General features: G+C 60.9%; 15 protein-coding genes. 5 read left to right on the forward strand and 10 right to left on the reverse strand.

Annotated elements, in window-relative coordinates; translation table 11 throughout:
* Positions 1 to 6 precede the first annotated feature (6 nt).
* Positions 7 to 1,041: a 4-hydroxy-2-oxovalerate aldolase gene (gene dmpG, locus CUN63_RS24255; RefSeq protein ID WP_129443141.1), complete on the forward strand. Its 1,035-nt coding sequence runs from the start codon at positions 7 to 9 to the stop codon at positions 1,039 to 1,041.
* Positions 1,042 to 1,095: 54 nt separating this feature from the next.
* Here the strand turns inward: dmpG and CUN63_RS31740 are convergent, their stop codons facing one another.
* The 4 genes from CUN63_RS31740 to CUN63_RS24275 all read right to left on the reverse strand — a co-directional run bounded on the left by CUN63_RS31740 (position 1,096) and on the right by CUN63_RS24275 (position 4,592).
* Positions 1,096 to 1,263, reverse strand: a complete 168-nt coding sequence (locus tag CUN63_RS31740; protein WP_165353277.1) for a hypothetical protein — start codon at positions 1,261 to 1,263, stop codon at positions 1,096 to 1,098.
* A 383-nt stretch (positions 1,264 to 1,646) separates the two neighbouring features.
* Positions 1,647 to 2,195, reverse strand: a complete 549-nt coding sequence (gene nudE, locus CUN63_RS24265) for an ADP compounds hydrolase NudE (protein ID WP_129443143.1) — start codon at positions 2,193 to 2,195, stop codon at positions 1,647 to 1,649.
* 87 nt (positions 2,196 to 2,282) lie between these two features.
* Complete coding sequence (locus CUN63_RS24270) at positions 2,283 to 3,413, reverse strand: helix-turn-helix transcriptional regulator (protein WP_046054842.1); 1,131 nt, start codon at positions 3,411 to 3,413, stop codon at positions 2,283 to 2,285.
* Positions 3,414 to 3,548: 135 nt separating this feature from the next.
* On the reverse strand, positions 3,549 to 4,592 hold the full coding sequence (locus tag CUN63_RS24275) for a Rieske 2Fe-2S domain-containing protein (RefSeq protein WP_129443145.1): 1,044 nt from the start codon (positions 4,590 to 4,592) through the stop codon (positions 3,549 to 3,551).
* A gap of 145 nt (positions 4,593 to 4,737) precedes the next feature.
* Between CUN63_RS24275 and CUN63_RS24280 the strand changes: the two genes are divergently transcribed.
* Entirely contained in the window at positions 4,738 to 5,577 is an 840-nt protein-coding gene (locus tag CUN63_RS24280; RefSeq protein WP_129443147.1) for an SDR family NAD(P)-dependent oxidoreductase, read from the forward strand.
* A complete protein-coding gene (locus CUN63_RS24285) occupies positions 5,564 to 6,502 on the forward strand; it encodes an alpha/beta hydrolase (protein WP_129443149.1) in 939 nt (312 codons plus the stop codon). Before CUN63_RS24280 ends, CUN63_RS24285 begins: the two co-directional genes overlap by 14 nt.
* Before the next feature lie 645 nt (positions 6,503 to 7,147).
* Here the strand turns inward: CUN63_RS24285 and surE are convergent.
* The 3 genes from surE to CUN63_RS24305 all read right to left on the reverse strand — a co-directional run bounded on the left by surE (position 7,148) and on the right by CUN63_RS24305 (position 11,183).
* Positions 7,148 to 8,125 carry a 5'/3'-nucleotidase SurE gene (gene surE, locus CUN63_RS24295; RefSeq protein ID WP_129443151.1) on the reverse strand — a complete coding sequence of 326 codons (978 nt, stop codon included), beginning with the start codon at positions 8,123 to 8,125 and terminating at the stop codon, positions 7,148 to 7,150.
* A 77-nt stretch (positions 8,126 to 8,202) separates the two neighbouring features.
* A complete protein-coding gene (locus CUN63_RS24300) occupies positions 8,203 to 9,582 on the reverse strand; it encodes a DUF1329 domain-containing protein (RefSeq protein ID WP_129443153.1) in 1,380 nt (459 codons plus the stop codon).
* Positions 9,583 to 9,605: 23 nt separating this feature from the next.
* A complete protein-coding gene (locus tag CUN63_RS24305; protein ID WP_129443155.1) occupies positions 9,606 to 11,183 on the reverse strand; it encodes a DUF1302 domain-containing protein in 1,578 nt (525 codons plus the stop codon).
* A gap of 381 nt (positions 11,184 to 11,564) precedes the next feature.
* Here CUN63_RS24305 and CUN63_RS24310 point away from each other — a divergent pair, with 381 nt between their 5' ends.
* Together CUN63_RS24310 and CUN63_RS24315 are read left to right on the forward strand one after the other, a co-directional pair.
* Entirely contained in the window at positions 11,565 to 13,307 is a 1,743-nt protein-coding gene (locus CUN63_RS24310) for an FAD-dependent oxidoreductase (protein WP_129443157.1), read from the forward strand.
* On the forward strand, positions 13,304 to 14,182 hold the full coding sequence (locus tag CUN63_RS24315) for an SDR family NAD(P)-dependent oxidoreductase (protein ID WP_129443159.1): 879 nt from the start codon (positions 13,304 to 13,306) through the stop codon (positions 14,180 to 14,182). Before CUN63_RS24310 ends, CUN63_RS24315 begins: the two co-directional genes overlap by 4 nt.
* Positions 14,183 to 14,312: 130 nt before the next feature.
* Here the strand turns inward: CUN63_RS24315 and CUN63_RS24320 are convergent, their stop codons facing one another.
* The 3 genes from CUN63_RS24320 to CUN63_RS24330 all read right to left on the reverse strand — a co-directional run bounded on the left by CUN63_RS24320 (position 14,313) and on the right by CUN63_RS24330 (position 18,038).
* Complete coding sequence (locus tag CUN63_RS24320; RefSeq protein ID WP_129443161.1) at positions 14,313 to 15,893, reverse strand: FadD3 family acyl-CoA ligase; 1,581 nt, start codon at positions 15,891 to 15,893, stop codon at positions 14,313 to 14,315.
* 72 nt (positions 15,894 to 15,965) lie between these two features.
* Positions 15,966 to 16,712, reverse strand: coding sequence for an SDR family NAD(P)-dependent oxidoreductase (locus CUN63_RS24325; RefSeq protein ID WP_129443163.1), 747 nt, complete (start codon positions 16,710 to 16,712; stop codon positions 15,966 to 15,968).
* Between the two features lie 243 nt (positions 16,713 to 16,955).
* Positions 16,956 to 18,038: a ferredoxin--NADP reductase gene (locus CUN63_RS24330; RefSeq protein ID WP_129443165.1), complete on the reverse strand. Its 1,083-nt coding sequence runs from the start codon at positions 18,036 to 18,038 to the stop codon at positions 16,956 to 16,958.
* Between the last annotated feature and the right edge of the window lie 7 nt (positions 18,039 to 18,045).

Below are 18,045 nucleotides of genomic sequence, written 5' to 3' on the forward strand. Positions count from 1 at the left end.
ATTGCCATGAATTTGCAAGGTAAGAGCGTCCGTCTGCACGACATGAGCCTGCGCGACGGCATGCATGCCAAACAGCATCAAATCAGTCTGGAGCAGATGATCTCGGTGGCGACCGGCCTCGATGCCGCCGGCGTGCCGCTGATCGAAATCACCCACGGCGATGGCCTCGGTGGCGCTTCGTTGAACTACGGTTTTCCCGCCCACAGCGACGAGGAATACTTCGCGGCGGTGATCCCGCGTATGAAACAGGCCAAGGTCTCGGCGCTGTTGTTGCCAGGTATCGGCACCCTCGATCATTTGAGAATGGCCCATGAATACGGGGTGTCGACCATTCGTGTGGCCACCCACTGCACCGAGGCGGACGTCTCCGGCCAGCACATCGGCATGTCAGCGAAGATGGGCCTGGATACCGTCGGCTTTCTGATGATGGCGCATAGGGTCAGCGCGGAGAAACTGCTGGAGCAGGCGCGGCTGATGGAGAGTTATGGGGCCAACTGCATTTACTGCACTGACTCGGCTGGCTACATGCTGCCTGATGAAGTCACTGAGAAAATCGCTGCATTGCGAGCTGGGCTGAATGCCGGGACCGAAGTCGGTTTTCACGGTCACCACAACATGGGCATGGCAATTGCCAATTCCCTTGCCGCGATCGAGGCGGGCGCCGCACGTATCGACGGTTCGGTGGCGGGGCTGGGCGCGGGAGCGGGCAATACGCCGCTGGAAGTGTTTGTCGCGGTGCTTGAGCGGATGGGCGTCAACAGTGGCATCGACCTGTACCGGATCATGGACGTTGCCGAGGACCTGGTAGTGCCGATGATGGACCAGCCGATCCGCCTCGACCGAGATGCGCTGACCCTGGGTTACGCCGGGGTCTACAGTTCGTTCCTGTTGTTCGCCAAACGTGCCGAGCAAAAGTACGGCATTACCGCACGTGAGCTGCTGGTGGAATTGGGTCGACGCGGCACCGTCGGCGGTCAGGAAGACATGATCGAAGACCTGGCGCTGACCCTGTCACGTTCGCGGGGTGTCTTGCCAACCTGATCTGGCGACAGCACAAAAAAACCACCGGCCTTGCTTGCAGGCCCGGTGGTTTTTTTATGGGAGCAGATTACGCACCAGCGGGGGATAGCAATTGATGGCACTGGCCGAGCAACTGATGAACGCCGTGGTCGGTCGGTAGGCTTCATTCTTGAAGCGCTGACACAGGCTGGCGGTGCTGCTGGCGCAGACGATGATGAACAGGGCACAGGTGGCTTTTCGCATAGCGAGCCTCGACACGGATTTTATTGTTGTAGAGGCAAGGTATTGCGGCTGGCGGAACGTGGCTTCGTCCGAATGGACTACACAGGCCCCTGTGGGAGGGTCAGCCCGGATATTTGCGTACGACCTCGACCCCCTGTGGGAGCGAGCTTGCTCGCGATGGCGGTGTGTCAGGCGACGCTAATGTTGAATGTGCCGGCCTCTTCGCGAGCAAGCTCGCTCCCACATTGGTTAGAGGGGCAGCCCGTGTATTTGCGTACGACCTCGATCCCCTGTGGGAGCGAGCTTGCTCGCGATGGCGGTGTGTCAGGCGACATCAATGTTGAATGTGCCGGCCTCTTCGTCGGAACGCCGCCCGGAGCAAGCTCGCACACAGGTTTTGCGTGTCAACCCCGCCGGTCGAGGGCCCCCATGGCCATGAACAGTGCAGCAATGGCCCGCGCTTCGTTGAGTTCGCCGCGGGCGACCAGGTCGGGGATCTGCGTCAGCGGCACGCGCAGGCATTCCAGCGATTCGGGCTCGTCGCCGACCAGTTGGCAGGGACTCAACTGTTCGGCCAGCACCACCCGGTAGCGATGGCACAGGTGACCCGGCGCCAGGGTCAGTTCGCCCAGTTCGCTGAGGCGTGCAGCGCGCATCCCGACTTCTTCGCAGAGTTCGCGTTGCGCCGCTTGCAGATAGTCTTCATCAGGCTCCGCGCCGCCCTTGGGCAGGCCGAGCACGGTTTTTTCGACACCGACCGCATATTCACGGACCAGCAATACATGCAGCGGATCGGGCATCGCCACCAGCATCACCGAGCGATAACCGGTGCCGCGCAGACGCTCGTAAACCCGCTGCTGGCCATTGCTGAATTGCAGGTGCAAAGCTTCGATCTGAAAATAGCCGCTTTCAGCCAGCAATTCAGTCTTGAGGATGGTCGGACAGTTGCGCATGGTCAGGCCCCTGGTTGGGATAAAGCCACTGTGCGCCGTGCCGGGATGGCCGCCATCGTCCGAGCGGACGAGGGCGGAGGTTGAACGCTAACCGAGGGTCGCCACGCTGCGCAGGATTAGCCGCACGAGCATGGTCTGGCGGGTCACGCCGGTCTTGGAGAAGGTTGACCGCAGGTGTGCCCGCGAGGTGTTGCGGCTGATGCCCAGCTCCTCGGAGGCTTCGTCGAGGGTCAAGCCGTTGGCCAACAACATGGCCAATTGAGTTTCGGCCGGGGTGAAGTCGAACAGCGCGCGGACGATCTCCTGTGGCGCGGTGGACTGTTGCTCTGGGTCGCTGATGAAAATCACCACGGTGGGGCACTGTTTGCCTTCGCTCCAGTCCGATAACGGCACCGAGCGTACGATGATCCCCAGGTCCGCCCGCCCGGACGGCCGTTGCACGCGCAGGGCTTCGACCACCGACGGGTTGCTGCTTTTTTGCGAGAGCAGCGATTGTTTCACCAGGCGCCGGAACTCTTGAGTGTCTCGCGCGGTGCCGACTTGCAGGCCGTCGTTGACCAGTTTGATGCCGTCCTTTTCCTGGATCAGCCGATCGGCAACCTGGTTGGTTTGCAGCACTTTGCCGGCCTCGTCGAGGATGATCGTACCGACCGCCAATTGATTCACCGCGCCGGCGTAGAGATTGCGCTCGGCTTCGATGCGATTGAGCTGCATGTGGATCTTGATCGAGCGTTCCAGGTGCGGGATAAAGTGCGTCAACAAGGCTTTCTCTTCGTTGCCGAAGGCCTTGTCATCGCGTCCGCGACTGATGCGGATACGGCACTGGGCGCCGTCGCAGGTGTTGATGTCGGCGCCGAGAATGTGGAACACATCCACCGGTTCGAGGAAATTCTTGTAGAACTCCGAGTGCTGCCAATCGTCGTTGGACACGAACTCGGCAAGGGTCACCACCTGGCGGTTGGGCAGGTCGACAAACGGGTCGAGGGTGAAAAAGTGTTTGTTGTACGACGCGGTCGCCTCGGTCGACGTACCAGTGGTGTTGACCATCAAGCCATCCACATGCGCGCTGGGCGGACGCAGGATGAAGGTCACGTATTTGCTTTCCAGGTAGACGTTGAGCTGGTTGAGAAAGGTCGCCCAGGGAATGGTTTCCAGCGGTCCCTGATAGAGGTTGCCGATCAAATCACTGAACGTATCGAGGCTGAGGCTCTGCTGCATAGGGAAAACCGTTCTTATTATTAGCGTTGGCGGTGGCCGAGAATAAGCGCCGATATCGACTCCTTGCAACGCTCGGGCTCAAGGCCTGACGGGCGGCTGCCGGTCAGGCGCAGGGAGCGCGAAAGGCCGCTGTGTTCAGGCCCGTTCGCTGGCGCGCACGACGAACCGTTTTTGCTCCAGCACGTCGCCCGAGAGCGCCGCGACGTCGGTGTAGAACTGCTCGTACCAGCGGCGCAACTGATAGACCGGGCCATCGCCGTCACACAGCAACGGGTTGTCGACGCGGGTCTTGCTGTGCCAGATCGTCACGTCTTCGTAGAAGGCTTCCTGGGCCTGTTGCACATAGGCCTTGGCCATCGCCTGATTCTGTTCTTCGCTCAGCCCCGGAATCTTTTTCACCAGCACGCCGTAGCGCAGGGTGAAGCTGTCGAGGTCGATCGGCACATGGCAGTTGAGCAGGATCGAATGGATCGGCTGGCCATTCATCGCGCCGGTCATTTCGGTGATCTGGTAGGCCGGGCCGAAGTAGGTGGCCACGGTGCTCAACGCGCTGTCGCCGGACAAACGCTCACTGCGGGCGCTCATGATCTGGGTGGCCAGGTGACCTTCGAAGACGTTGCTGAATGCTTCGACCGGCGCGCCATGCACCGTACCGAAGTGCGCCATGTCGGCGATGTTGTCGATCAATTCGCGGCAGTTGGTGCCGATCTGCAATTCGGCGACTTCCCACGCGGCCCACTCGTCACTGAAGCAAGCGTCAATGCGCGGGATGCGTTGCTCAGGGAGCGGCGGGTTGCCTTCCGGGTCATTCCAGACGAACAGCAACTGGTTTTCTTCCATGAGTGGCCAGCTCTTGAGCCGGGCCCGTGGCGGAATGCGTTTGGCGTAAGGAATGTCATCGCAGACACCATCGGCACCCCAGCGCCAGGCGTGGAACGGGCAGCGAATCGAGTTGCCTTCAACGCAACCGGTACTGAGGTCGGCGCCCATGTGCGGGCAATAGCCATCCAGAATATGCAGCTCGCCGTCTTCGCCCTGAAAGGCCACCAGCCGGGTGCCGAACACCTCCAAGCGATGGGTCTTGCCGTCGCGGTATTGGGCAGCCAGGCCCAGACAATGCCAGCCACGGGCGTAGCGGTCTTCCAGCAGTTTGGCTTCGATGCGGTGCAAGGTACTCATCTTATTATTCTCCCAGGGTTCACGGGCTTGGCGCCTGTCACGGATTCTGCCGCCCCTGTAGAAGCGGGCATCGTCTGAATGGACGATGGCCGGTTTACGCCCGCCCGCTCTACTGACGCCATTGGACCCAGTGCAGGAGTTGGCGATGAGCAATGAACAAAGGCCGGTCGCGGTGATTACCGGGGCCGCCAGTGGTATTGGCCGGGGTTTGGCCGAGCATGCGGCAAGGTTGGGGATGCGCCTGGTGCTGGCCGATCTCGATGGGCCGGGGTTGCAAGCGCTGTGCGATGAACTACAGGCGGGCGGTGCGCAGGCGATTGCTTGCGTCACGGATGTTGGCGATCTGGCGCAAGTCGAGCGCTTGCGCGATATCGCCCTCGATCACTTTGGCGGGGTTGATCTGCTGTTCAACAACGCCGGAGTGATGCAGACCGGCTACAGCTGGGAAATCACTGCGCAGCAATGGCAACGGATGCTCAACGTCAACCTTACCGGCGTGATCAATGGCATTCGCAGTTTCGTGCCGCTGTTTTTGCGCCAGGGGCGGGCGGCCCATGTGATCAACACGGCGTCACTCGCGGGCTTGCTCAGCAGCCCGTTGATGGCGCCTTACAACGTGACCAAGCAGGCAGTGGTCGCACTCTCGGAAACCCTGCACTACGAATTGGGCATGCTCGGTGTGCCGGTATCTGTCTCGGTGGTGTGCCCAGGGCCGGTGGCCAGCGAAATCATGGCGTCGAATCAAGTGGTGGACGCGGCCGGTTCGTCATTCAGTCAATTGCTCGACAGCAGCATCCGCCAAGGCATGACGCCGAGCGAGCTGGCGGAGCAGGTGTTCGCCGCCATCGCCGAAAAACGCTTCTGGGTCTTCCCTCACAAAGGTTTCAAACCGGCGCTGGAGCGACGTGTGCAAAGCATCCTGGAAGAAACCAATCCGCAGTTTCAAATGACCGATGTAGAGGGAAATGCCGATGCCGCTCGATAACCAGATCGTCGCAGTGCTCCAGCAGTTTCGCGACCTGCCGGAGCCGGATTTCAGCCAGCTCGATGCCAAGCAATATCGGCAGTTTTCCGACAACCTGCTGCCCGCCATCCCCGGCGACCCGATGATCGAAGTGCGTCACCTGCGGGTCGCGGGCGCGGCGGGCGAGCTGGATGCGCGGCTGTACGGGCCACTGGAGCAGGACAACCTGCCGCTGTTGGTGTTCTTCCACGGAGGCGGTTTTGTCATGGGCAACCTCGACACCCATGACAACCTCTGCCGTTCACTTGCCAGTTTGACGGAGGCGGTGGTGGTGTCGGTCGCCTACAGACTGGCGCCGGAAAACAAATTCCCGGCGGCACCACTCGATTGTTATGCGGCCACATGCTGGCTGGTCGAGCATGCGTCTGAACTGGGCGTTGATGGCAACCGGCTCGGCTTGGCCGGGGACAGCGCCGGGGGCAACCTGGCGCTCGCCGTGAGTCGGCTGGCGGCGCAACGTCAGGGGCCGAAAATCAGTCATCAGTGCCTGTTTTACCCGGTCACCGACGCCCGTTGCGACAGTCAGTCTTATGAGGATTTTGCCGAGGGCTATTTCCTCACCGGTGCGATGATGTACTGGTTTTGGCAGCAGTACCTGCAGGATGCCGATCAGGGGGATGATCCCTTGGCCTCGCCGTTGCGCGCCGACCGATTGGCGGACTTGCCGCCGACCACCCTGATCAGCGCCGAGTTTGATCCTTTGCGGGATGAGGGCGAGGCGTTTGCCTTGCGTCTGCGGGAAGCCGGCGTGGCGGTGCGGGTGCAGCGCTGCGAGGGCATGATTCACGGTTTTATCAGCATGGCGCCGTTTGTCGAGCGCGCTGCGCAAGCCTTGTCCGATGCCGCGGCAGACCTGCGCAGGGGGCTATCTGGAGAGAACACATAACCTGTGGGAGTGAGCCTGTCGCGAAAGCGGAGTTACCCGCGACGTAGATGTTGATTGTGCCGGCCCCTTCGCGAGCAGGCTCGCTTCCACAAGGGATTTAGGGTGTTCACAGGCTTTGCGTTTACCGACGATCAACTGTGGGAGCGGGCTTGCTCGCGAAAGCGGAGTTACCAGCGACATAGATGTTGAATATGCCTGCCTCTTCGCGAGCAGGCTCGCTCCCACAAGGGATTTAGGGTGTTCACAGGCTTTGTGTTTACCGACGATCAACTGTGGGAGCGGGCTTGCTCGCGAAAGCGGAGTTACCAGCGACATAGATGTTGAATATGCCTGCCTCTTCGCGAGCAAGCCCGCTCCCACAAGGGATTCAGGGTGTTCACAGGCTTTGTGTTTACCGACGATCAACTGTGGGAGCGAGCCTGCTCGCGAAAGCGGAGTTACCCGCGACATAGATGTTGAATGTGCCGGCCTCTTCGCGAGCAAGCCCGCTCCCACAAGGGATTTAGGGTGTTCACAGGCTGTGTGTTTTCCGACGATCAACTGTGGGAGCGAGCCTGCTCGCGAAAGCGGAGTTACCCGCGACATAGATGTTGAATATGCCGGCCTCTTCGCGAGCAGGCTCGCTCCCACAGGTTCTGCGTTGCCTTAAGGTTTCACTCCTCTCAGCATTTCCTTCGCCTGATCCTGCACCGCACCCGGTGCACTCATGTTGCCGTCGATCACGGTGATCACCGCATGCCCTTGCCACAACTGATACGCATCGGCCTGTTGCTGGGCGGTCGTCGGTGTCGGCGGGGCGACCAGGTTGACGTGAACCACGCCGTCGGCGCCGCGCTGGGAGGTGAAGTTCACCCGGTCCCAAGTGCCGATCGGGGCAAAACTCACGCCTTTGACGTCACTGGCCGCCAGCGCCGGGTAATTGATATTCAACCCGCTGACACCCGGCAATCCGAGCACGTTCAATTCGCAGTCGGGGTTGTTTTTTTCGCAGGCCTGTTTGGCTTGAGCTCCCGCGAGACTCGCCTGCTCGATAACCTTCACCGCAAACCGGGCGGTGTCATCCATGGCGCCGAGGGTTTTGCGGTAGCCGGCCTGTTGGTCGCGGATGATCAGGTCCATGTCGATGGCCGTCGACACCGCCACCGCCGGAATGCCCTTGAACATTGCGCGGACCGCTGCGTTCAAAGTGCCGGACATTTGCGTCAGCGGGCCGACGTTTTCACCAAAATTACTGCCCGACACCACCAGGTCTGGCGGATTGCCTTTGAGCAGCACGTCCAGTCCAACATTGACTGCATCCACCGGGGTGCCGATGGCGGAAGTCTTGCCCGGGGGCGGGGTGTAGCCCTCGGGTGGGCCGACGCAAAATTTGCCTGGCGCCAACTCGGTCACTGCCAACGCCTGCCCGGGCACGACCACGCTGGCCGCGCTGATGCCACTGCTGTCGTTCAACGGACCAACGAGGGTCACCTGATGCCCGGCGGCGGTCAGCGCCCGGTACATCGCATCGATGCCGGGCGCCCGACAACCGTCGTCGTTGGTCAGCAGGATGTTCAGGGCATTGGCCTGCATCGACAGGCTGACGCTGGCCACGGTGATGACGCCAGTGAGCAATTTATTCATGGGAGTTTTCCGTGAAATGAGCGAGTTCAAAAAAGCACAACGCCCTGACCGAGTTATTCGGTCAGGGCGCAGAGGGCTTAGCGAGTGCCGAGTTTGCGCAGGTTGCCGGGGGTGAATTCGTCTTCAGTGAAGGCGGTAGCGTTGAGTTTGGCGGGTTTTTGATCGATCAACATCCGGTCAACCAGATAGGAGCCGGCGATCAGGTCATGGTAGATCCCGAGGCGAGCGTGGTAGCGCTGCAGCTCGTAGGCGTAGATCGAAGTTTGCATGTTGGTGCGCCAGAGCACGCCGCGGCTGTCGTAGTTGTCGGCCAGGGTAGCGGCCCAGGAATCCTCGTCCAGGTACAACACACGCTTGGCGTAAACATGCCGGGCGCCTTCTTTAAGTGTTGCCTGCAAGACCCAGACGCGGTGCTTTTCATAGCGCATGTACTGCGGATCGATGTGGCCGGTGGTGGCCAGGATCTGGTCGGTACTCACGCTCGGGTCGTCGATCTTGTAGTTGTGGTACGGAATGTAGATTTCTTTCTTGCCGACGATGGTCCAGTTGTAGCGATCCGGTGCACCGTTGAACAAACGGTCTTCGTCATACACCCGAAAACCGCCGGCGCCGCTCGGTGAGTCATAGCCTACAGTTGGCGCACGACGTACCCGACGTTGACCCGGGCTGTACTGCCAGGCCTGGCGAGGTGAGGCGGTCGGGTTGATGAACTCGTGACCGACGACAATCTCGCCTTTCTTGCGCACCGGCTCCAGGGTGGTGATCAGGAAGTTGGTGAGAATGCCGTTGGCGCTCTCCAAGGTTTTATCCGGGCTGGACCAGATCGAGAAGATCTTGTAATTGACCTCTTCCAGTACCCGTTCCTTGTTGGAATAGACCACCGCCTGCCCGTAGTTGGCCTCTTCGGTATTGGCGCGTCCGGCCAGCGTATGGTTGAACATCAACTCGCTACCGTTCTTGGGAATCGGGAACGGCGAGGCGCCCCAGGCGTTTTGCGTGTCGTTGTTGTCGTTGGCCAGTTCGGCGCTGACCGCGTTTTTCTTGACGAGGTCTTCCAAGCGCTGATCGAAACGGAAGTCGCGATGGCTCGGATACACCGGAATGTTGAAGGTCGAGGGGTAGCGTTTTAGCAACGCTTTTTGGCCATCGGTGAGGTTGTCGGCGTACTTGTCCATGTTCTGCGCGTTGATCACGAACATCGGCTTTTCTGCCGCGTACGGGTCCGGGTACGGCGTGCCGGGGCCAGCGTATTTGAGCTGCGGCGGCAAGCCGCGCCATTTTCCGGTCCAGGCCGGGATGCTGCCGTCGGCGTTGCCCGCTTTCTCGGCACCCATCGGGGTCAGGTCCTGACCCAGGCGTGCGGCTTCTTCATTGCTGATTTTGGCCTGAACCAGGCCACTGCCGAGCAGGCTGACGGCCAACGCCGTGCCCAACAATGTGTGGGTAAATCTAGACATGCTGTGCTCCTCCATCAGGGGATTCAGAACCGGTATTTGAAGTTGAGGGCGACGTTGTCGCGGTCGGCCAACGGGGCGTTGTTGGCGTTGCCCAGGTAGGCGTTGTAACGGGCTTCAACGGTGAAGTTGCCCAGATAGCGCCACGAGCTGCCGATGCTCGCGCGGTCGTCGCCCTGGCCTGAGTTGATCGAGCCCACCAGTGCGCTGTCATGCTGGGCGGCGGTGCTGTAGGTGACGGGCACCGACATGTCCCAGCCGCTGAACACGTTGTTGTAATCGAAGTTCGCCTGAACCGTGTAACCGAAGGCGTCGCGGTCATAGACCAGGCTGTCGGTGCCCGGCAACGAGAATCCGGGGGCCAATGTCACAGGTTCCGACTTGTCGTTGCTGAGCACGGTGTTGTAGACCAGCTCACCGATGAGAGTGGTGTTGTCGGCCCATGATGTCGGGCCGAGCACGTAGATCATCGACGTCTGCGCCTGCATGGTTTTGCCGCGTACCGGGCTTGAGAAACCGTTGTCGACCATCACTGGCTGACCGTCGCGGTAGCTGACTTCACCGGCCCAGCTCACGCTGCCCAGCACCGTGGCGAAACTCGCGCCGTACAGGTCGATGTTGTCGAAATATCGCACTCGGTAGTGCCCCAGGTCGGTCTGGAAATCCAGTGACGGGGTCTTGTCGTGGTATCGCGAGTAGTAGAGGCCGAACTCGGTGTTGTTCAGCGACTCTGCCGCATAGGTCAGGGCCACACCGTATTGGCCGCTGTCGCTCGGCTTGTCGTCACCCAGGCGTGTCAGGAAACCGCTGGCGTCGTTGAAACCGCCCTCGTCGATGAAATCGGTGGTGGAGAAGTAACTACCCACGCCGAACAACTCGGTTTTTTCCCATTTGTATTGGTAGTAGGCCTGCAGGTCGAGGCTGTCGGTCAGGCTGAACTGCGTGAACAATTGGCCGACGGGCAGCAAGATCTCCTTGACCTCAACCCCGGGAGTGGTCGACTTGGTCGCATCCACCGGGCTCTGGGCGGCGGAAATGCCGGGGTAGAACAGGCTTTCACCCCAGCTCACCACCTGATTGCCGAGCCGCGCGTTGAAGTTGTGGCCACCGATGTCCCAGGTGCCATACGCGTAGTAATCGAGCATGCGCAGTTCATTGCGGTGTTGATCGATGGTGTCCTGGGAGAACCGGTCGGGACGGTTGCAATGACCACCGGCGAAGCAGTTCGAGGTGCCCGTGTCGTTGTCGTTGCCCTGATCGTAAACGTTGTCGTAGAACCCCGTCCCACGCAGGAACACGCCGTAGTCCTCACGCCATTTGATGTTGGCCTCGGTGAGAAAACCGCTGCGGTTGTTGATCAGGCTGCCTTTGTCGAACGCGTTGTCGCCATCGTTGCCGTTGGCATTGGCCGTCAGCTTGTGATCGCGAGACTCGGCCCGCCAGGCCAGGCTGTACGTCAGTGTGGTATCCCAGTCGACGCTCAAATCCTCGTTCGGCTGGAAACTCATGGCGCTGGCTTGACTGCCCAGTCCACCAGCCAGCAAGAGCATGGCCAGCTGTACGCGAGGGTGCAGCGTTTGTGGGGCGATTATTGTTTTTATCATGTCGTCCTCATGCCCAGGTCAGACCTGCCCGACCTGCATTTCAGGGGGGTGATTGGTGCTGTGGGCGACTATGGAGTCAGCTTTCGAGCGCAACATCGTCCAAGCGGACTAAGCGATTTGCACAGGGCCGGCAACGCCGGATCCTTGTAGGAGCTGTCGAGTGCAACGAGGCTGCGATCTTTTGATCTGGCCTTTTAAAAGATCGCAGCCTCGTTGCACTCGACAGCTCCTACAGGGGATCAGGGGGCTGCAGTCTGCGCTTAGTCCCATCGGACGATGACCGTTCAGGACACGCGGCGAACAATCCCGAGACCGACTGCACCGGGCGAAGATCTGGCGGCGGCGGTTTTTGCCTGATGGGCGCTGAGCAAGGGTGATCGCATGAAAGCTGCCGGGATCAAATGGGATGAGTGCTGCGATGTACTGGTGATTGGCTCCGGAGCGGGGGGAATGACTGCGGCGCTGCGTGCCCACGATCTGGGGCTCAATGCGCTATTGATCGAGAAGAGCACCGAATACGGCGGCACCTCGGCGGTGTCCGGCGGCGGCATCTGGATACCTGACAACCATCGGATCAAAGCCCTGGGCGGCAGTGATTCAGCGGAAGAAGCGATTGCCTATATCCGTGCGGTGACCCATGGCGAGATCGATGACGGACGTATCGAAGCCTATGTCGAACACGGTCGCGAGATGGTCGAATACCTTGAGCAACAGACCCGCGTGCGTTTCGAGGCGCAGCCTCGCTATGCCGATTACTACCCGGAAGTCGAAGGCGGAAAACCGGGCTACCGCTCCATGGACCCGCAACCGTTTGACGCCGCCGAACTGGGTGAGGAATTTCTGCGCATGCGTGCGCCATCCCCCGGAACACTGATGATGGGACGCATGGCGATGACCATGAAAGAGGCGCAGGTTCTGCTGTGTCGTGGCCCTGGCTGGTTGCGACTGACGCTGCGGGTGATGTGGCGTTACTGGCGTGACCGCGAGGGGCGGCGGCTGTCACGCCGCGACCGTTTCCTGACCCTTGGCAATGCATTGATCGGCGCCTTGCGCTGTTCGTTGCAGGATCGCGGCAAGTCCCTTTGGCTGAACTGTGCACTGGAAGAACTGCTGCTCGTTGGTGATCGGGTTGGCGGCGCTCGCGTCTGTCGCGACGGGCAATTACTCAACGTCAAGGCACGCTACGGCGTGATCATCGCGGCCGGTGGTTTCGAGCGTAATCAGGCGATGCGTACGCAGTATCTGCCACAGCCGACCCAGGCCACCTGGAGTGCCACACCGCCGCACAATACCGGTGACGGCATTCGCGCCGGTCAGGCAATCGGTGCTCGCACTGCGCTGATGGACCATAGCTGGTGGGCGCCGACCACTCATGTCCAGGGTGAGGAAAAACAGCGCGCGCTGTTCGTCGAACGGACCTTGCCTGGCTGCGTGCTGGTCAACTCTGCCGGCGAACGCTTCGTCAACGAAGCCGCGCCCTATACCGATATCGTTTACGCGATGTACGCCAACAATCGCGAAGGCGCGGTGAGTGTGCCGTGCTGGATGGTGTTCGACGCCGAATTCCGCCGCAAGTACCCCTGCGGCGCGTTACTACCAGGCTACGCGCAGCCCGATTGGCAGCTGCCCGAGCATCTGCGCGAGTACTTTTACAAGGCTGCGAGTTTGCAGGCGCTGGCAGAAAAAATCGGCGTCGACGGTGCCGGTCTGGTCCGTACGGTGCAGCGTTTCAACGGCATGGCTGTGCAGGGTGTCGATGCTGATTTCCATAAAGGTGAATCGTTGTTCGATCGCTACTACGGTGATCCGAATGTGCAGCCCAATCCTTGCCTGGCGCCGTTGCTCAAAGGTCCGTTCTACGCCGTGCGCATTGATGCCGGGGATATCGGCACCAAGGGTGGTTTGCTGACCGATGTTCACGCCCGCGTGTTGCATGAGGACGGGCAACCCATCAACGGTTTGTATGCCATCGGCAACAGCGCCGCTTCGATGATGGGGCGCACGTACCCGGGTGCCGGTTCGACCATCGGCCCGGCAATGACCTTCGGTTACGTGGCGGCCAATCACATCAAGTGTCAGAGCGAGACCAACTCGGCCAAAAGCCTGTTCAGGAGCGTCGAATGAATCAGCCACTTAAACAAGTCGCGGTGGTGACCGGCGCCAGTCGCGGGGTCGGTCAGGGCATCGCCCTGGCCCTTGGCGCTGCGGGCATGACGGTGTTCGTCACCGGACGTGCGCCGGAGCAGGGTGGATCGAATTTGTATGGGCATGCATTGCGCGGCTCACTCAAGGACACGGCTGCCGCGATTACTGCGGCAGGTGGGCGGGGGATCGCGGTGGTCTGCGATCATGCCGATGATGCGCAGGTCCAGGCACTGTTCGCCCGGGTTGAAAAAGAATGTGGGCAACTGGATTTGCTGGTGAACAATGCCGCGTTTATTCATGACCAGTTGATTGAACCGGGACCTTTCTGGGAGAAGCCGCTGGACCTGGTGCGGATCCTCGACGTTGGTCTGCGTTCGGCTTATATCGCCAGTTATCACGCCGCGCCGTTGTTGCTGCGCAGCGGTCGAGGGCTGATCTGTTTCACCTCGTCATTCGGTGCCGGGTGTTACATGCATGGTCCTGCATATGGCGCGCAAAAAGCGGGTTGCGACAAGTTGGCGGCCGACATGGCCATCGACTTCGAGGGGCGAGGCGTGGCGGCGTTATCGCTATGGCTCGGCCCGCAATTGACCGAACGCACCCGGATAGCCGGCGAGCAACATGGCGAGCAATACAAGGCCTTTCTGGCAGATGCCGAAACCCCGCAATTCAATGGCCGGGTGATTCACGCATTGCTCAATGACCCGCAGTTGATGACGTTCTCCGGGCAGACATTAATCACCGCCGAAATCGCCGCCGGTTACGGCATCTGCGAAGCCGGCGGCCGCCAGCCACCTTCCCACCGCGCCATGCTCGGCGACCCGCGCCAGCAGCATCCGGCACGGGTGATCTAGTCCACATTCGGCAGGTCAAACACAAAACCCTGTGGGAGCGAGCTTGCTCGCGATAGCGGAGTATCAGCCGACATCAATGTTGGATGTGTTGACCTCATCGCGAGCAAGCTCGCTCCCACAGGGGGTGCGTTTAATTGACTGGCTGCAAAGCCCACTCACGCAACACATTCTTGGTCACTTTGCCCGCTGCGTTGAGCGGCATGCTCTCAAGCACCCGCACCCGGCGCGGGACTTTGTAGTTGGCCATCTGCTCGCGGCACCAGGCGAGGAATCGGGCCTGCTCGATTTCTATGCCCGGAGCTGGCAGCAGGAACGCCATTGCCACTTCACCAAGACGTTCATCGGGGATGCCGATCACCGCGACCTGGGCCACGCCGGGGTAGGTCAGCAAACAGTGTTCGATCTCCGCCGGGTACACATTGAAACCTCCAGTGATGAACATGTCTTTGAGGCGGTCGGTGATGCGCAGGTAACCCTGTTCGTCGAGCACGCCGATGTCCCCGGTGTGCAACCAGCCGTCGGCATCGAGGACTTCCCGGCTGGCCTGCGGATCATTGAAATAACCCTGCATCAGGTTGTAGCCGCGCACCTGAACCTCGCCGGGAACGTCGGCCGGCTGGCTGCGGCCGGTGTTGCCAACGCAGCGAATTTCCACACCGGGCATGGCCCGGCCGCTAGTGTTGGCCACCAATTCCGGCGAATCACCAGGACGGCAGATCGTCGCAAAACCACAGACTTCGGTAAGACCGTAGGCGGTGACGATGGTGGCAAAGCCCAGTTCGTCGCGCATACGCCGGATCATCTCCACCGGAATCGCCGCGGCACCCGTCACCGCTACCCGCAATGACGTCAGGTCAAATTCGCTGCGTTGCGGATGGGCAAGCAATGACTGATAGAGCGTCGGCGGGCCGGGCAGCACGGTGATCCGTTCGCGCTCGACGCATTCAAGCACCGCCTGCACATCGAACACCTGCTGCGGCACGATGGTGCAGCCGCGCATCAGCGCCGCCAGCCAACCGGCCTTGTATCCGAAGGAATGGAAGAACGGATTGACGATCAGGTAGCGATCGCCCTCACGCAAACCCACCACCTCGCTCCAGTCGCGCACCACCCGCAGGTTTTGTCCATGGTTGGTCATCACGCCTTTGGGCTTGCCGGTGGTGCCCGAGGTGAACAGCAGGTCGGACAGCGCTTGCGGGCCAAAGCTTTGTTCGCGGGTTCGCAGGGACAATTGCGAAACGTCTGCGCCCAGGTTGAGGAAGTCATCCCAGTTCAGGGTGCCCGAACCACCGTCGCGCAAGGTGACGATCTGCCGTAGCGCCGGCAGTGCTTCAGACGCCAGCATGCGCGGGTAATCGGCACCCAGAAATTCACCGATGGCAAACAGCACGCAGGCACCGCTTTCGCGAAGGATGTAACCAGCCTCGCTGCCCTTCATGCGGGTGTTGAGTGGCACCAGTGCTGCGCCGACACTTTGTAGCGCACCGGCGGCCACGATCCATTCCCACATATTAGGCGCCCAGATCGCCACCCGATCCCCGGCTTGAACGTCCAGTGCCAGTAGCGCGCGGGCGGCTTGGCGGCGCAGTTGATCGAGTTCCCGGTAGCTGATCGAGCGCCCGTCATCCTCGATGGCCGGGCGGTCGCCGTAGGCCTGGGCAGCGTTGGCGAACAGTTGAGCGATGGTCAGTGCGGTTGCGACAGGCGGCATGGGGCCTCCCCGGTTAGAAGACAGTGGCGAAAAAGGGAGTGGGCCGGGCAGGGCGCCCGGCCGGATAGCGAATTACTGGGCGGGCGGGGCGAAGCGGCGACCGGCGGAGAAACCACCGTCCACGGCGATCATCTGGCCGCTGACAAAGGACGCTTCGTCTGACGCCAGGAACAGCGCGACGTTGGCCACTTCTTCCGGTTGCCCGGAGCGGTTGAGCATGTGCTGCGAGGCGAAGAAGGCGTGGAAGGCTTCCTGCTCGCGGACCATGCTGGTCATCGGCGTTTCGATCAGGCCGGGGCACAAGCCGTTGACGCGGACATTGGCGTAGCCGTAATCAATGGCCATCGAGCGGGTCAGCTGGTTGATGCCGCCCTTGGAGACGTTATAAGCAACGTTGCCGTCGCAGCCTTGCAGGCCGAAGATCGAGCCGACATTGATGATCGAACCGCTACGTTGGGACACCATCGATTCCAGCGCGTATTTGCTGGTGAGCATGCTGCCCGTCAGGTTGATGTCCATCACCCGTTGCCAGTTGGCGGTGGTGGTCTGGGTCACGCTGCCCTGATCGGCAACGCCGGCTGCGTTGACCAGCACGTCGATGCGCCCGAAGTGGCCGATGACTTCTTGCATGACCTGCTGGACCTGCGCTTCATCGCGCACATCGAGGGTCATGAACAGGCCAGGGAAATCCGCCGGTGCGGTGCCGATGTCCAGCCCGACCACTTGCGCGCCTTCAGCGGCGAAGCGGCGCACACAGGCCAGACCGATCCCTGAAGCGCCGCCGGTAACCACCGCGACCTTGTTCTGCAAACGAGCCATAACTGCACCTCTTTTATTGTTGTGGGCTAATGCTGTGGCCGAGTCTAACCGCAGACCCGACCAAGGTGATCGTCCGTTGAGACTATGGCGACAGAGCGTCTCAATTGGGGAATGCTCTGGCTCTCGAACCCCCCTGTAGGAGCTGTGGAGTGCAACGAGGCTGCGATCTTTTGATCTTGCCTTTGAAAAACCAAAAGATCGCAGCCTCGTTGCACTCGACAGCTCCTACAGGGGAGCGCGTACTCAGTCAGGGAATTTCAGCCGCACCCGGGCACCGGTCGGACGGCTCTGGCACGCCAGCGTCCAGCCCTCGGCCAGCTCCTTGGCGCTGAGCACATCGTTGCGCGCGAGCTGGATTTCGCCTTCCGCGACCACGCACATGCAAGCTCCGCAAAACCCTTCTTCACAGGATGAAGGCACGTCGAGGCCAGCGGCCTTGCAACTTTGCAGCAGGGTGTCGCCAGGACGACAAGCGATTTCGTGTTGCTGACCATCGAGCTCGACAATCAGCGCCTCGCACTGCGATCCGAGGGCCGCGGCCCGAGCCAGGGTTGCTTCAGCGAGTAGTTCGTCGGGATCCGGAGGTGAGACAAAGCGTTCGACATGGATGCATTCGGCGGCTTCGCCCAGTCCCAGCAACGTCCGCTCCACAGTGTCCATGAACGGCCCCGGTCCGCAGATAAAGTAGTCACCACAAGCCGAACCGCGCAGCAGATGACGCACCTGGGCGTCGGTCAGGAAACCCTGAACCGAGTCGAGGACGTGCACCACGTGCAGTTGATCAGGATGCGCCTTGATCAACTGACACAACTCATCCTTGAAAATCACCGAGGCTTCATCACGGTTGGCGTAGATCAACTTGATTGGCCGCCGGCTGCTGCGCAGCGTCGATTTGAGTATGGAAAACACCGGAGTGATGCCCGATCCTCCACCGAACAGCACCAGCGGTCTATCAACTGATTGCTCCTCGTTCAGGCAGAAATGCCCCGCCGGCGGCAACACCTCCAGCCAGTCACCGACCTGGACTTCGTTCATCCAGTTCGACACCCGGCCGCCCTCGACCCGTTTCACCGTGACCTTGGGCCGTGCATCCGACAGTGGCGAGCTGGCCATGGAGTAACAGCGGGTCAACAGCTTGCCGGCGCAAGGCACGCGAAAGGTCAGGAACTGGCCCGGTTTGTAACGAAAGCGCTCACGCAAGGTTGGCGGTATATCCAGCACCAGCGAGCGCGCATCAAAGGTCTCGTCGATCACCGCGCACACTTGCAATGAGTAGCTTCCCGTCGCTGATTCGGCCGGTGTCAGGTTCTGCTGTTGCGTGCCCATGTTCACC

Origin of the sequence: Pseudomonas sp. ACM7 (assembly GCF_004136015.1) — a bacterium.
In the GTDB taxonomy this organism is placed as follows: domain Bacteria; phylum Pseudomonadota; class Gammaproteobacteria; order Pseudomonadales; family Pseudomonadaceae; genus Aquipseudomonas; species Aquipseudomonas frigoris.